Annotated in this window: 14 protein-coding genes; 6 read left to right on the top strand and 8 right to left on the bottom strand. The window is 71.0% G+C overall.

Features of this window, described 5'->3' with window-relative positions; genetic code table 11:
• Window positions 1-13: 13 nt before the first annotated feature.
• From NI17_RS19095 to NI17_RS19085, 3 genes are all read right to left on the bottom strand, one after another.
• Window positions 14-616 (bottom strand): signal peptidase I, encoded by a 603-nt coding sequence (locus NI17_RS19095; RefSeq protein ID WP_234401940.1) that lies wholly within the window; start codon window positions 614-616, stop codon window positions 14-16.
• Window positions 617-964: 348 nt separating this feature from the next.
• Window positions 965-1,756: a hypothetical protein gene (locus NI17_RS19090; RefSeq protein ID WP_234401941.1), complete on the bottom strand. Its 792-nt coding sequence runs from the start codon at window positions 1,754-1,756 to the stop codon at window positions 965-967.
• Window positions 1,734-2,231 (bottom strand): hypothetical protein, encoded by a 498-nt coding sequence (locus NI17_RS19085; protein ID WP_147417014.1) that lies wholly within the window; start codon window positions 2,229-2,231, stop codon window positions 1,734-1,736. The genes NI17_RS19090 and NI17_RS19085 overlap by 23 nt, the downstream gene beginning before the upstream one ends.
• A gap of 198 nt (window positions 2,232-2,429) precedes the next feature.
• Between NI17_RS19085 and NI17_RS19080 the strand changes: the two genes are divergently transcribed.
• The 3 genes from NI17_RS19080 to NI17_RS19070 all read left to right on the top strand — a co-directional run bounded on the left by NI17_RS19080 (window position 2,430) and on the right by NI17_RS19070 (window position 4,573).
• Complete coding sequence (locus NI17_RS19080; protein ID WP_243597547.1) at window positions 2,430-3,293, top strand: TasA family protein; 864 nt, start codon at window positions 2,430-2,432, stop codon at window positions 3,291-3,293.
• A gap of 81 nt (window positions 3,294-3,374) precedes the next feature.
• Window positions 3,375-3,959, top strand: a complete 585-nt coding sequence (locus NI17_RS19075; RefSeq protein WP_068691556.1) for a TasA family protein — start codon at window positions 3,375-3,377, stop codon at window positions 3,957-3,959.
• 11 nt (window positions 3,960-3,970) lie between these two features.
• Window positions 3,971-4,573, top strand: coding sequence for a hypothetical protein (locus tag NI17_RS19070; RefSeq protein ID WP_068691558.1), 603 nt, complete (start codon window positions 3,971-3,973; stop codon window positions 4,571-4,573).
• A gap of 79 nt (window positions 4,574-4,652) precedes the next feature.
• On the opposite strand, the gene NI17_RS19065 is transcribed toward NI17_RS19070, so the two are convergent.
• From NI17_RS19065 to NI17_RS19055, 3 genes are all read right to left on the bottom strand, one after another.
• The gene (locus NI17_RS19065; protein ID WP_243597546.1) at window positions 4,653-5,159 is read right to left on the bottom strand and encodes an ATP-binding protein; all 507 of its coding nucleotides are present in this window, start codon (window positions 5,157-5,159) and stop codon (window positions 4,653-4,655) included.
• Window positions 5,160-5,350: 191 nt separating this feature from the next.
• A complete protein-coding gene (locus NI17_RS19060; RefSeq protein WP_119268177.1) occupies window positions 5,351-6,829 on the bottom strand; it encodes a collagen-binding domain-containing protein in 1,479 nt (492 codons plus the stop codon).
• 214 nt (window positions 6,830-7,043) lie between these two features.
• Window positions 7,044-7,325, bottom strand: a complete 282-nt coding sequence (locus tag NI17_RS19055) for a GlsB/YeaQ/YmgE family stress response membrane protein (protein WP_068691562.1) — start codon at window positions 7,323-7,325, stop codon at window positions 7,044-7,046.
• Between the two features lie 214 nt (window positions 7,326-7,539).
• On the opposite strand from NI17_RS19055, the gene NI17_RS19050 reads away from it, so the two are divergent.
• The gene (locus NI17_RS19050; RefSeq protein WP_068691564.1) at window positions 7,540-8,346 is read left to right on the top strand and encodes an aldehyde dehydrogenase family protein; all 807 of its coding nucleotides are present in this window, start codon (window positions 7,540-7,542) and stop codon (window positions 8,344-8,346) included.
• Window positions 8,347-8,652: 306 nt separating this feature from the next.
• Here NI17_RS19050 and NI17_RS19045 read toward each other — a convergent pair whose 3' ends face one another.
• Window positions 8,653-9,294, bottom strand: a complete 642-nt coding sequence (locus tag NI17_RS19045; protein WP_068691566.1) for a hypothetical protein — start codon at window positions 9,292-9,294, stop codon at window positions 8,653-8,655.
• Between the two features lie 389 nt (window positions 9,295-9,683).
• The gene (locus NI17_RS19040) at window positions 9,684-10,526 is read right to left on the bottom strand and encodes an SDR family oxidoreductase (RefSeq protein WP_119268184.1); all 843 of its coding nucleotides are present in this window, start codon (window positions 10,524-10,526) and stop codon (window positions 9,684-9,686) included.
• A gap of 155 nt (window positions 10,527-10,681) precedes the next feature.
• Here NI17_RS19040 and NI17_RS19035 point away from each other — a divergent pair, with 155 nt between their 5' ends.
• Both NI17_RS19035 and NI17_RS19030 read left to right on the top strand, forming a co-directional pair.
• Window positions 10,682-13,060 carry a phosphoketolase family protein gene (locus NI17_RS19035; protein WP_068691568.1) on the top strand — a complete coding sequence of 793 codons (2,379 nt, stop codon included), beginning with the start codon at window positions 10,682-10,684 and terminating at the stop codon, window positions 13,058-13,060.
• Window positions 13,060-14,145, top strand: a complete 1,086-nt coding sequence (locus tag NI17_RS19030) for an acetate/propionate family kinase (protein WP_068691570.1) — start codon at window positions 13,060-13,062, stop codon at window positions 14,143-14,145. The genes NI17_RS19035 and NI17_RS19030 overlap by 1 nt, the downstream gene beginning before the upstream one ends.
• Window positions 14,146-14,208: the final 63 nt, after the last annotated feature.

The following is a 14,208-nucleotide window of genomic DNA, read 5'->3' as shown; positions in this document are numbered from 1 at the left end:
GGAACACGACTCGTCATCGGGACGCGTCCCCGTCCTCCGTCGTGTGGTGCGTCGTCGCCCGCCGTTCCTTCTTCTCGGACGACTCGTCGTCGCTGAGGGCCACGCTGAGCAGCCAGACGCCGAAGACGAGGAGCAGACCGGCCAGAACGAACACGAGCGTCGGTCCCTGGACCAGGGCCTGCTGGGCGTAGCCGAAGTAGGGGATGTGGTACCACAGCCTCCCCCGGACGTCGGCGGCGGGCACCGGGGGGTCGTCGGGGACCGTGTTGGCGTCGCCCCGGGTGTGGAAGAGTCGACCGTCGGCGGTCTCCTCGATGCCGATGACCCGGTGGGTCACCAGGGGGACGGACCGGGCGTCGGTGACATCCGTCTGGGCGGGGGCGCTGTGGGTGAACGTGATGACGTCGCCCACCTCGATCTCGGTGGGATCGACAGGACCGGCGATCGCGACCGAACCGACCGGGAGCGCGGGCTCCATGCTTCCGCTGAGCACGATCAGGGCCTGGGCCCCGGTGACGCGCGGCAGCACCGAGACCGAGAAGACGACCGCCAGCGCGGCGAGCACGAGGACCGTCACCACGACCCGGAACAGCGCGGAGAGAACGCGCAGAATCACGGAACGCCTCTTGGGTCGGGGGTCCGGCAGCCCCTCTTCCCGATCGTTCCGGGGGGAGTCACCGGTTGGCGGAGAGCCGCCACCGTGCGGATCGAGGCTGTTGCCCATGCGGTCTCCCCTTCGCGTTCGTGTGCCTCGCGGGCCTGGTCACCGCCTGGGACCGCATCCGGGCGGTGTGGCGGAGAGCCCGTTCCCGCGTGATGCGTCGAACGGACGGAAACAGCGGCACCGGATTGTGTCGCCCGTCAGCAATTTTACGGAGAATTGATATTGAAGGGGGAGGTATCGCACAGTCTTTGGATTTTCCCAGAGGGACCGCACCCGTGGGCGGCAAAGGCCGAAGCGCTCTCAGCGGTCGGCGGCCCGGTCCGTCGGCCGCTTCTCCCGCTCGCGCCCCACCACCAGGAACAGCAGGGTTCCGCCCGCGACCAGTGCCATCGCCAGTCCGACCAGCAGCATGACCCGCGCCCCGGTCAGCGCCAGGTTCGCGGAGTCGCCGCCGCCCACGACTGTCGACCGCAGTTCGACACCGTCCTCGGAGGAGTCCGGCGAAGCGCCGGGGACCGCCTCGGCCCGCCAGACCAGGACGAACTCCACCGAGTCGGTCTGGACCTCGTTTCCGGTGGCGGCGGGCAGTGTCAACCCGAGCACCACCTCGGCCTCGCCCCGCGCGGGAACGGTGACGACCTGGCCGCTGCCCGACGTCGCCTCGTTCAGGGACGCGCTGAACATGCGGACGTTGTCCGGGACGCCGAGGTGCAGCTCCAGGTGGTCGCCCAACTCCCCTCTGCCGTCGCAGGAGTCGTCCACCCGGGACTCGGGGTCGTTGCACCCGTTGTCGTCGTCGGCCAGCCCGTCCACCCGTACCCCGAGCGTCACCGACTCGCTCCGCTCGTTGGCCACGGTGACCAGCCAGGACTCCCGGTAGCCGGGGGCGATGTCGGACACGTTGACGCCGTGCAGACCACTCACGTCCACCTGCTCGCCGACCCGGATCACCCCTCCGGGGCGCGGTTGCTGGTCGGCGAGGGCGGGCGCACCGGAGGAGGAGAGGACGAGGACGGGGCACAGCACGAACGAGGCGGTCCGCACGGCGATCGAACGGGGGCTGGAGGGTTCACGCCGGATCAAGGTCGTCACCTCTCGGCCCTCGTACGGAGGGCGTGTCCGAACCGTACAGGTTCATGCCGCTGTGGGGGCTCTCGGACCCGTGGTGCCCCGGCGAACGGGGGGAGCGGTCCTCGACGTCCGTTCCCGAGGGATCGCTCTGGGGGCTCTGCGGGGACAGCTCCGGGTCGTCGTACTCCTCCTGCTCCTGTGTCGTGGAGGGTGTGGGGGAGGGCGTCGCGGTCGGTGCGGGAGTCGACAGCGTCGACGGGGAGGCCGACGGGCTCGGAGAGGCCGTGGGCGTGGGAGCGACCGCCTCGATGACGGGCGTGGTGGCGCGCACCGTGAAGGCGGCGACCGTGCTCTCCGCGGACGGCAGGGACAGCGCGACCGCGGGGAGCACGGCGGTGAACAGCACGACCAGGCCGATGAGGCGGCCTGCCGCGGCCAACGGGCCCGGCCGTCGCGTCGACTCGTCGACGCCGCGGTCAGCACGGTTCACGTTCATGCTCTCGATCCTCGAAGCGGGGTCGCATCGCCGGGGCGGTGATCTCGTCCACGACCACTACGGGTGTCGCTGACCCAGACTGCACCGGGCGAGGCCGCGACTCATCGCCAAAAAAGAGGGAAACGACTTCGTTCACTTTGGGGATGACCGGGGCCGTCCCCGTCGGCAGAGTTCTACACGGCAGAACCGGAAGGCCCGGTGGCGGAGAACGCGCACCACGGCGGCAACGCCGCTGGATGGGCGTCTCTGGACATGGAGCCGCGTCACATCCCCCTGACGGTCCCGCTCTGTCGACGCGACAGCGACGAAGACGGCAACGGGACGGTTCGGCGTACGGCTTCCGTCACCCGGCGCACCCTCGGGGCCACCGCCTTCCGGCTCGCCCTGCGAACCTCCCCCAGCTTCGCCGACAACGGCGTGAAAGGAAGGGCCGTCGTGGCCACCGGGATGAACAAGAGCAAAAGACTCGTTGCGGGCTTGGGTGCGGCGGCGGTGATCGGCGCCGCGGTGGCGATCACCGGCGGCACCTACGCCTACTTCACCGACAGCGCGCAGACCGCCGAGCAGTCGATCGAGGCCGGTGACCTGGAGGTGCGCGTCGACCAGTCCGGCCACGGTGTGTCGAACAAGCCGGTGGAGGTCACCAACGCCGCCCCGGGCGACGTCTACGTCGAGGACCTGACCTTCCCCTTCATCGGTCAGAAGTGGTACCGCATGAAGGTCACCAACACCGGCAGCATCGACGGCGAGATCAACTCCCTGGAGATCGTCGACCTGGCCGGCAGCGACCCGAACCTGGCCGACCGGTTGCAGATCCGCGCCGTCGTCAGGCAGCTCGACTTCGAGCCCGGCTCGTTCGGCAACCCCGGTTTCGAGCCGCTGGACAGCGGCAGGCTGGACAACCTGCCCGGCATCAAGCTCGTGCCCGCGGGCAGCTCCGTCTACGTCTACTTCCAGATCGAGTGGCCCAACGGCAGTCCCGAAGAGGACAACCCGTACATGAACGCGACCACCTCCTTCAAGTTCCAGGTGAACCTGGACCAGTTCAACCAGGGGAACTAGCCGTGGTGTCTCCCGCACCGGTGGAATCCCGGTGCGGGGCCGTCCACGGTCACCGGAACCCGGGGGAGATGAGGCGCGAGCATGAGGAAGAGGACCGTTCTGGCCCTGGGCGTCGCCACGGCCAGTGCGGCACTGCTGTTGTCCGCCGGCGGGACCTACGCCTACTTCTCCGCGAGCGCGGTCTCCCAGCCCGGCCAGATCACCGCGGGCGACCTCACGGTGGAGGTGGACGAGCACGGTCCGGGCGGGGCCAGCGGGCTGGTCGGTCTCGGCGGGGCCGCTCCGGGGGGACGCTGGCCCGCCTCCTCCACCGAGTCCTACACCCTGGTGATCAGCAACACCGGTTCGCTGCCCGCGTTGATCGACTCCATCGACGTCGTGGTCACCGGTGGCACTCGGCCGAACCTCAGTGAGGCCCTGGAGGCCAGGTACAGTCTCACCGCCGAGGGCCGCGGCCCGAACTGGTCCCGCGGCAGCGGATGGATCGGACTGGACTCGGGACCGGTGCTCGACCATCTGCCCGGGCGGCCCGCCCTGGTCCGGCCGGGCGGGTCCAGCGAACTACACTTCCAACTCCGGTGGCCCGACAGCGACCCCGAGTACGACAATCGCTTCCAGGGCGCCGAAACCGAGTTCGTGTTCGACGTCAGTCTCGGTCAGGCGTGACGGGAGTCCGGATGAAGAGGATGAAGCTCCGCAAGCCGGTGCTGGTGGCGGTCAGCGTCGCCGCCGCGGCGACGGCGGTGTGCGGGGTGCTGGTGACCACGCAGGCCGCGTTCACCGCGCACACCACCGCGGGGTCGCTGCCGATCTCGGCGGGGCGTCTGGACGTGGAGCTGTTCACTTCCTCCGGGGGGCAGGAGCCGATCCTGGTCGACTTCTCCGAGGTCGGCCCGGACCTGATGTGGCCGACGGAGGGCGCGTTCTCGGTGTCGCTGCGCAACACCGGGGACCTTGCCGGAGTGGTCAGCAGCCTGGAGACGGTGGAGGTCGCCGACGACGGCCCCGGCGGCGCCGGGCCGCTGAGCAGGGTGCTGGAGGTCGCGGTCAGCGCCGACCCGGGGCAGGACTGGCACGACCCCGCGCTGGTCTGGCGGCAGGTCGCCACCGATCTCGAACCCGACGGCCGCGTCATCGCCTCGGAACTGGGTGAACTGCCCGTCGAAGCCACCCGGGACCTCTACCTCAAGCTGCGGTTCGTCGGCGTGGACGACACCGGGGCCTACACCGGGACGACCACCGAGTTCCGATTGGTCGCCACCGTGACGCAGGCCCTCTGAACAGGCCGGGGACCGTCGGGTGGACAGGTCCCCGGCTCTTCGTCCGCGGTTGCGCCGCACAGAGATGGCCGGAAGCCGATCATCGGCTTCCGGCCATCTCCAGTTCCGGGTGGAGGGAGAACTCCACCCAGGTGGTCATGGAACCGCTGTGCGGTCCGAGGGCGGCGCCTGACAGGTGGTCGCCGTTGCCGTGGGCGGGGAAGCGTCCCCAGGCGCGTGACAGCACAGAGGCGATGAACAGGCCGCGGCCGCTCTGCGCGTCACTGGGCGGCAGGAGGGCGTGGGCCACCTGTTTGGGGAGGTCCGTTCTCAGGCCCCCGTCGGTGATCTCCAGACGCAGGAGCGTCGGAGGGTCGTCCTCGGTGCTGAGTGTCATCTGGACCAACCCTCCTGGATCTCCTGACCGCGTGTGTCTGATCGCGTTGGTGAAGAGTTCACTGGCGACCAGTTCCACCGAGTCGCGGACGTCTGGGTAGGGAAGGGTCAGGGAGCGGACCCAGGAACGTGCCCTGCCGCAGTTCTCGGCCGTTCCGGGGAAGGTCCGCGTCGCCTGGATAGGGCCTCGGGCGTCATCGCTCATGGGCATCACCAATTCCTGGGCGTCGCACCGGTCACACGTGAAGACGGCTACCCGGTAATCGGGTGATAACGCCCCGGAACGGCAGTCCCGTCCCAGTTTTTTGCTCTTTGTCCAATCCGGTGGTGGTGGCGGGTGAGAGGAAGCGCGCCGGGGGCCCGGCGGTCGCCGGGCCCCCGGTACCGCGCCGTGACGTGGGGTCAGGCGTTCCTGCGGCGGCGGGCCAGGACGAGGGCGGCGGCGCCTCCGAGGACGGCGGTGACGGCGGCGGCGATCAGGCCGACGAGGCTGGCGCCGGTGACCGGGAGGCCGCCGTCGTCCTTGTGGTCGGTGGTGTCACCGGGTTTCGGGCCGTCCGCGACGGGGGTCGGGGAGGGGGTGGAGTCCTGGCCTCCCTCGCCCGGCGGGGGAGTGGTCCCGCCGCCTCCGGTCTCCTGCCCGTCCTGTCCGTCCTGCCCGCCGTCTCCGGAGCCGGTGTCGGGGGCCTCCGTGCCGCACAGTTCCAGTTCGGCGGCGAAGGGGACGTTGTACAGCGTGTTACGGACCCTCTCCACCTCCTCCAACTGCTCCTCCGCTTCCCCCTGAGTCGCTTCTTCCTCGAGGGCCTGGAACTCCTCGACCGTCTCCGTCTCCTCGGTCAGAACCACATCCTCGGGGAAGAAGACCCCGAAGCGCTTGGCGATGGCGTTGCCCCGCAGGCCGCTCTCCAGAAGCGCGACAACGGTGGCCTCGGGCGCGAACACGGTGCCCGGCAGAGCCTCCCCCGCGCTGCCGAGGAGCAGGTTGTGGGCGCCGGAGACGTTGTACAGGATGTAGGGGGCCTCCGCCGCTCCGACCCCGGTCATGGGCGGGACGAACAGGAAGGAGGCGTCCTCCTCGCTCCCCTCGGGGAGCAGCACGTTGATCACCAGGGGGGTGTCGGCGCTGGGCGTGACGTCGCCGAACTCGATGCCCATGAGGCTGGACAGGTCCTCGGCGGAGACGTTCCAGACGTTCTGCCTGCCCTGCTCCAGGACGATCCGGGCGGTGCGCTCGGCCATGGGGAAGTCGCCGAAGGGCTCCCCACCGTCGGTGTCGATCGGTACCACGGTGGATTCGCAGGAGGCCAGGGCGGCCGAGCGGGTGCGGTACTCGGCGAAGGCCGCCGCGAAGTCGATCGGGGAGCCCTGGACCGACTCCTGCGGCTGCTGGGTGGTGAGGGTGATGCGCGCGCTGCCCTCACCGGTGAGGGAGATGGCCGTGTGCGTGTCGATGGTCTCGACCGTGGCGTCGCCGAGGTCGCCGATCTTGACGTAGCCGCCGTTGCGGACCTCGAGGTCGCCTCCGGACAGCGCGGTGCCGACCGTGCCGCCGACCACCAGGGCCGACGGCTGGTCGTCGCCGGGGGCCACGAACGATCCGGCGGTGGCCGTGGCCACGCTGTAGTCCATGAACTCCAGGTCTCCGCCCACCGCGACGGGACCCTCGGAGCGGCCGTTGGCGAGCATGGCCTCGGCTTCGGTCATCACGAGGAAGCCGTGGTTGCCGGAGACGGGGTTGACGGTGATGGGGGCGGCCAGGGCGGCGGGGGCCGCGCAGAAGCCGAAGGCCAGCAGGGCCGCGGTCGAGGCGCTGACGGCGGCGGCCCCGCGGGACCGGGAGAGTCCGTTGCGGCGGCCCGGGGACAGGAAGAGAGACATAGGGGGATTTCCCAAGGTCAGAGAAGGTTGGGGTGCGATGGTGCGGACATGTGGGATACGGTCCCGCACTATCGCTGATTCTTCCGTTGGGTCGGGTCCGGTCCATCACCAAAAACGACGAAAGTTGATTTTCTTCGCATAACGGAAGAGCCCGCGGCCGAAGCCGCGGGCTCGTGGTGTGTCCGGAAACCCACTCCGGGTGCTGGGGGATGTGTCAGACGGGGGTCTGCCGACGCCGCCTGCCGCGCATCATCGAGACGAGGTAGACGCCGGCCGCTGCCAGGAGCACCTGCACGATCAGGATCAGCCAGAAGGAACCGGTGAAGCTCGCCATGATCGCGGTTCCGAGCAGGGCTGCGATGATGCCGATGACAATCGTCAACCAGATGGGCATGTCCTGCTTGCCCGGGACGATGAGCCGTCCGAGCGCACCGACGATCAGGCCGACGACGAGGGCACTGATGATGGTGCCGAAGAATCCACCGCCGATCTCCATGCTTACCTCCCGATTTCTCTGGACACCCGACGACTGCCCGAGAGCGCCCGGAAGATGCGCGCCGGAGGCGGCGGAACGGCGCCGTGTTGCCGGAAACCGGAGGAACCCCGTGCGGCGGATGAACTACTCTCGTCGTCGACGATCAGGCCACCGCCCCCGGGCGATGGCCCCCGCGGCCGCGCGAGCGGCGTATCCGGTGGAAAGACGTGTTTCGATGACCGAGTTCACAGGCGACCCGGCGACGCGTGCGACCGTGGCCGCCTCCCCGGACGGCGCGTCCGCACGGTCGGCCCCCGGTGACAGCTACCCGGTGACCTCGTCGGACGGAACCCCGCTGGGCCACGTGCCCCGAGCGTCGCAGGAGGACGCCCACGAGGCGGTGCGCGCGGCGCGCACCGCCTTCGGCGGTTGGGCGGAGCACGCCGCCGACCGGCGGGCACGGTCCCTGGTCCGGGTGGCCGAGGCGCTGCGGGACCGGCACGCCCGACTCGTCCAGGAGGTCGTCGACGCCGACGGGGTCGCTCCCGACCTGGCCGAACGGCTGGTGACCACGGCCGCCGACCGGTGGACCCACTACGCGGACCGGATCATCGGGGGAGCGTGCGACGGGAAGGCGCCCGTCGGTGTCGTCGCGATCGTCGCGCCGCCGTTCGGGCCGCTGCTGGGACTGGTGTCGCTGCTCGCCCCGGTGGTCGCGGGCGGCAACACGGCGGTGGTGGTGGCCAGCGAACGCGCACCGCTTCCCGCGCTCACCCTCGCCGAGGCGCTCGCCGAGGCGGAACTGCCGGACGGCGTGGTGGGCATCCTGACCGGGCGTACAGCCGAACTCGCCCCGCTGCTGACCGCGCACGCCGACGTCGACGCCGTCGACCTGACCGGCGCGGGCGAGTCGGCCGCCGCACTCGCGTCGGACAGCACCGCGGCGGCCAAGCGGGTGCTGCGTCCCGAGGGCCGCGTCGACTGGTTCGCCGATCCGGGCACCGCCCGCGTCACCGCGTTCCTCCGGGAGGCGGCCTCCTGACCGCGTTCGGGTAAGGCCCCACAGCCCCTTCGCGGGATCGTTGAGGCGGTCGAACACCCCGTTCGGCAAGAAGTCGTTCGAGTTCCAGCACGGTGCCACCGCCGTCCGCGGGCGACAGTCGCAGTTCGACCCCGTGGCCGGTGGGCTCCCCGCAGACCCAGGTGGTCCCGAGCGGGCGGGGCGGCTCGCGGCGCGGGATTCCCCCGCTGGCGTTGCCCTCGGAACGGAACGTGCCGCCGGGGCGGAGGTCGCCGCCGGGGGGACCGACAGCGGTCCGAGGACGTCCGGTCCGCGCGTGGGGCCGCGTCAGTCCAGGGGGTCGGGTTCGGTGGCACCGCTCTTGCGGGAGGCGCGCGGCCGACTGCGCACCTTGCGGGAGGAGACCGCGGGGGTGTCCGACGCGGGGGTCTCCCCGGCGGGGGCGGGATCGCTCGTGACGTCCGGAACCGGGGGCAGGGACGTGGCCGCGGAGGAGGCGGGGGAGCCGCCCGCGCGGATGTTCAGCGCTTCGTTCTCCACGCTGCGCATGCTGCGCACGGTCTCGGGAACCGACGGCAGTCGGTCACCGCGCAGGTGCGCGCCGAGGACGGCCAGGCCGTGGTCGCACAGGATCTGGCGGGCCCGCGCCGCCCGCACCCCGCTGAGCTGTTCGAGTTCCGGCAGTTCGCACTCCCGGAGCAGTCGGATCACCTCCTGCACGGCCTCGCGGGTGCGGCGCGTGGTGATGGTGGCGGCGAGAAGTTCCGCCTCGGCCAGCACGGTGGTCGAGGGAGTGCCCTCGGGGGCGTCGCGCTGGGCGATGAGCAGGCTGGTCAACTGCCGGGTGGCGTCGCGTGCCGCCAGCCGCGTCTCGCTCCTGCGGGCGTAGCGTCCCTGCAACCAGGTGACGGTGGCGCTGGTCACCAGACTGACCGCGCCGCCCGCCAGGACGAGCAGGAATTCGTTCATGGGGGTGTGCTCCGTGACGGGGCCGGTGGACTGCCGTGAGCATTCGGCAGAAAAGGGCGAATTGTCAAGCCCCACCCGATACTCCGGTGCGCGCACCGGGGCTCCGGAAGGGACTCGGTCACTGACCGCTACCGGTTCTGTCCGGGAGCGCTCCGCTCTTCAGGGTGGTGAACCGGGCCGGTGCCTTTGCCCAGGCGGACGCGGCCGCTGTTCGATGGCGCAGCGCGGGTGGGACCCCGGCGGGCACCGGTGGGGAAACACCGGAGGCTGATCCCCGAGCGGGAGAAGACCGGGCGCACCGGTTCCTCGACGAGCGGCCCGACGTCCCGATCGGCTGACCCCGAGACCGTGGTCCGCCCCGCACCGCCGTGGGCGGACCACGCAGGAGATCACCAGGTGAATCCCCCCTCGCTGCTGATGACCTGGCCGGTGATCCACCGCGCCTCGTCGGTGACCAGCCAGGCGATGAGCCGCGCCGGGTCGTCGGGGAAGCCGTAGCGGCCGAACGGCAGCATCGGCAGCAGCAGTTCGACCAGTTCCCGCGTCATGTACCCGGTCTGCACCGGGCCCGGGTTGACCGTGTTCACCGTGATGCCGCGGCGGGCCAACTCCGCGGCGACGCTCGGTGTGATCGCGGCCAGCGCGCCCTTGGCGGCGGCGTAGCAGATCTGGTCCGGCATCGGCCCCCGCACCTGCCCGGAGGTCATGAAGATCACCCGCCCTCCCTCGCGGCCGTCGTGCCGGGCGGCGAACTCCCCGGCCAGCAGCAGCGCGGAACGGGTGTTCACGGCCCAGTGCGCGTCCAGCATCGCCGCGTCCACCTCGGGCAGTCGGCCGTCGCCGCCGCTGCGCGCGTGGTTGGCCACCAGGATGTCCACGTGCCCGAACTCGGCGACCGCCGCGGCCATGACCTGTCGGGGCGCGTCCGGATCGGCCATGTCCGCGGACACGTCGGCCACCCGCGCCCCCGGACCGGCCAGCGCCGCACGCACCCCCGCCAGCACGGAGGCCACGTCGTCGGGGCCCCACGGCTGCTCCTCGTCGTGCGGCCGGTAGTGGTGGCAGAACACGCTCGCCCCGTGGGCGGCCAGCCGCCGCGCCACCGCGAACCCGATGCCCTCCCGCCTGCTCACCCCGGTGACCAGGGCGACCCGTCCGCGCAGCGGCAGCGGGTCACGGGCCAGCTCCTCGGTCGAGGGGTGCGCCACCGGAATCGGATCGTCTCGTTCCATGACCGCACTATCACCCGGCGCGGTCACCGCGCGCACCCCGTTTTTCCTCCGAAACCGGGAGGGAGTACTTACCCGCGGGCGACCAAGGGCCCGCATGGACCGGCGCCGACATCGGTAGTGGAAAGGTGACATCCACCGAACCAGAGGGAAACCGCATGACCGCGACAGAGTCCGTTCCCAGACAGGCGCTCACCGCCACCGAACTCCAGGAGATCGACCGGTACTGGCGAGCCGCGAACTACCTGTCCGTCGGCCAGATCTACCTGATGGACAACCCGCTGCTGCGCGAACCGCTCGCTCCCGAGCACATCAAGCCGCGGCTGCTCGGCCACTGGGGCACCACGCCCGGCCTCAACTTCATCTACGCGCACCTCAACCACCAGGTCCGCCGCCGCGGCACCGAGATGGTGTGGATCATCGGTCCCGGACACGGCGGACCCGCGGCCGTGGCCACGGCGTGGCTGGACGGCGTCTACTCCGAGACCTATCCCGACGTCGGTCTGGACGCCAAGGGCATGCGCAAGCTGTTCCGCCAGTTCTCCTTCCCCGGCGGGGTGCCCAGCCACGCGGCGCCGGAGACGCCCGGCTCCATCCACGAGGGCGGCGAACTCGGCTACGCGCTCTCCCACGCCTTCGGCGCGGCCTTCGACAACCCCGACCTGGTGGTCGCCACCGTCATCGGCGACGGCGAGGCCGAGACCGGGGCGCTCTCCGGAAGCTGGCAGTCGGCCCGCTTCCTCAACCCGGTGCGCGACGGCGCGGTCCTGCCGATCCTGCACCTCAACGGCTACAAGATCGCCGGACCGACCGTGCTGGCCCGCATCCCCGAGGACGACCTGCTGGCCCAGATGCGCGGCCACGGCTACGAACCGCACGTGGTCGCGGGTGACGACCCGGACACCGTCCACCAGCAGATGGCCGGAGTTCTGGACACCTGCCTGGAACGCATCGACGCGATCCGGTTCCGCGCCCGCCACGGCGACGGCACCGCCGAGGACGTGCGCTGGCCGATGATCATCATGCGCACTCCCAAGGGCTGGACCGGCCCCGAGACCGTGGACGGCATGCAGGTGGAGAACACCTGGCGCTCCCACCAGGTGCCGCTCACCGAGACCCGGGACAACCCCGACCACCTGCGGAGCCTGGAGGAGTGGCTGCGCAGCTACCGGCCCGACGAACTGTTCGACGCCGACGGCGCGCCCCGGTCCGAGACGACCGCCGTGGTGCCCAGCAGGGAGCGCCGTATCAGCGGCAGTCCGCACGCCAACGGCGGACTGCTGCTCACCGACCTCATCCTGCCCGACTTCCGCGACTACGCCGTGGAGGTCGAACGGCCCGGCGAGAAGAAGTCCGAGGCGACCCGGGTCCTCGGCGGCTTCCTGCGCGACGTCGTGGCCGCCAACCCGCGCACCTTCCGGATCATGGGCCCCGACGAGACCCAGTCCAACCGGCTCGGCGCGGTCTTCGAGGCCACCGACCGGACCTGGAACACCGGCCGCCTGCCCGTGGACCGGCAGCTCTCCCCCGACGGGCGGGTCATGGAGGTCCTCAGCGAGCAGTTGTGCCAGGGCTGGCTGGAGGGCTACCTGCTGACCGGGCGGCACGGCCTGTTCAACTCCTACGAGGCGTTCATCCACATCGTGGACTCGATGGTCAACCAGCACGCCAAGTGGTTGAAGGCCAGCGGCGCCCTGCCGTGGCGGCGGCCCATCGCCTCGCTGAACTACCTGCTCAGCTCGCACGTGTGGCGGCAGGACCACAACGGGTTCAGCCACCAGGACCCCGGTTTCATCGACCACGTCATCAACAAGAAACCGGAGATCGTCCGGATCTACCTGCCGCCGGACAGCAACACCCTGCTGTCCACCATGGACCACTGCCTGCGCTCCCGCAACTACATCAACGTGATCACGGCGGGCAAGCAGCCGCAGTTGACCTACCTGACCATGGACCAGGCCATCGCCCACTGCACGCGCGGTGCGGGCATCTGGGAGTGGGCGGGCACCGAGGACGGCGAGGAGCCCGACGTGGTACTGGCCTGCGCGGGCGACGTGCCGACCCTGGAGACGCTGGCAGCCGCCGACCTGCTCCGCCGCCACCTGCCGGAGTTGCGGGTGCGCGTGGTCAACGTCGTCGACCTGATGCGGTTGAGCAACGAGGGCGAGCATCCGCACGCCATGCCCGACAGCGAGTACGACATGCTGTTCACCCGCGACAAGCCGGTCATCTTCGCGTTCCACGGCTACCCGTGGCTGATCCACCGGCTCACCTACCGCCGTACCGGGCACGCCAAGCTGCACGTGCGTGGCTACAAGGAGGAGGGCACCACGACCACCCCGTTCGACATGGTGATGCTCAACGACCTGGACCGCTTCCACCTGGTCATGGACGTGATCGACCGGGTGCCGGGGCTGGGCGTGCGCGCGGCGGGGCTGCGCCAGCGCATGCAGGACGAGCGGTTGCGCTGCCGCGAGTACACCCGCAAGTACGGCGAGGACGCCCCCGAGATCCGCGACTGGGTGTGGGAGCACTGATGCGGATCCTTGTTGTCAACACCGGGTCCACCAGCGTCAAACTGCGGCTGCTGGACTCCGACGACACGCTGCTGGAGCGGCGCGACTTCGACGTCGTCGACGGCCGTCTGCCCGCCGACGACGTCGCCGAGGCGCTGCGCGGGTTCGGCGGGGTCGACGCGGTGGGGCACCGGGTGGTGCACGGCGGCACGGCCTACCGGTCGGCGGTGCGTATTGACGACAAGGTGCGCCGGAGGCTGCGGTCCCTGGTGGAGTTGGCGCCGCTGCACCAGCCGCAGGCGCTGTCGGCGATCGACGTGCTCGGTGAGCTGCTGCCGGACGTGCCGCACGTGGCCTGCTTCGACACCACGTTCCACAGCGACCTGCCGGAGGCGGCGGCCACCTACGCGCTGCCCGCCTCGTGGCGTGACCGGTACACGCTGCGCCGCTACGGCTTCCACGGGCTGTCGCACGCCTATGCGGCCCGTCGCTCCGCCGACCTGGTGGGCGGCGACCCGGGCCGGGTGGTGGTCGCCCACCTGGGCGCGGGCGCGTCGCTGTCGGCGGTGCGTGGCGGGCGCTGCGTGGACACCACCATGGGCTTCACGCCGTTGGAGGGCCTGGTGATGGCGACCCGGCCGGGGGATGTGGACCCGGGCCTGGTGCTGTGGCTGCTGCGGGAGGGACGGCTCACCTACGAGGAGTTGGACCTCGGCCTGACGCACCGCAGCGGCCTGGCCGGTCTGGCGGGCACCCCCGACATGCGCGAGGTGGTGGCGCGGGCCGACGCGGGCGACGCGGACGCGCGGTTGGCCGTGGACGTGTACCTGTACCGGCTGCGCGGCAAGGTCGCGGCGATGGCCGCCGCCCTGGACGGGCTGGACACCCTGGTCTTCACCGGGGGAGTGGGCGAACACCAGCCCCTGGTGCGGTCGGGCGCGGTCGGCGGGCTCGGTTTCCTGGGGGTGCGTCTGGACGAGGCGGCCAACGCCGAGGCCGAACCGGACGCGGAGCTGACCGGTCCGGGCTCGCGGGTGCGCGTGTTCGTGATCACCGCACGGGAGGACCTCCAGATCGCGGGGGAGACCCGGGAGGCACTGGCCTGACCCGGAGCGGACACTGACGATCTTGACCGATAGGGCCTGTGAGCTGCGGTTTTGGCTCCCTCG

The organism is Thermobifida halotolerans (assembly GCF_003574835.2).
GTDB classification, from domain to species: Bacteria; Actinomycetota; Actinomycetes; order Streptosporangiales; family Streptosporangiaceae; genus Thermobifida; species Thermobifida halotolerans.
Note: the sequence above shows the minus strand (reverse complement) of the source record. Positions and strands in the feature narration are given on the sequence as shown.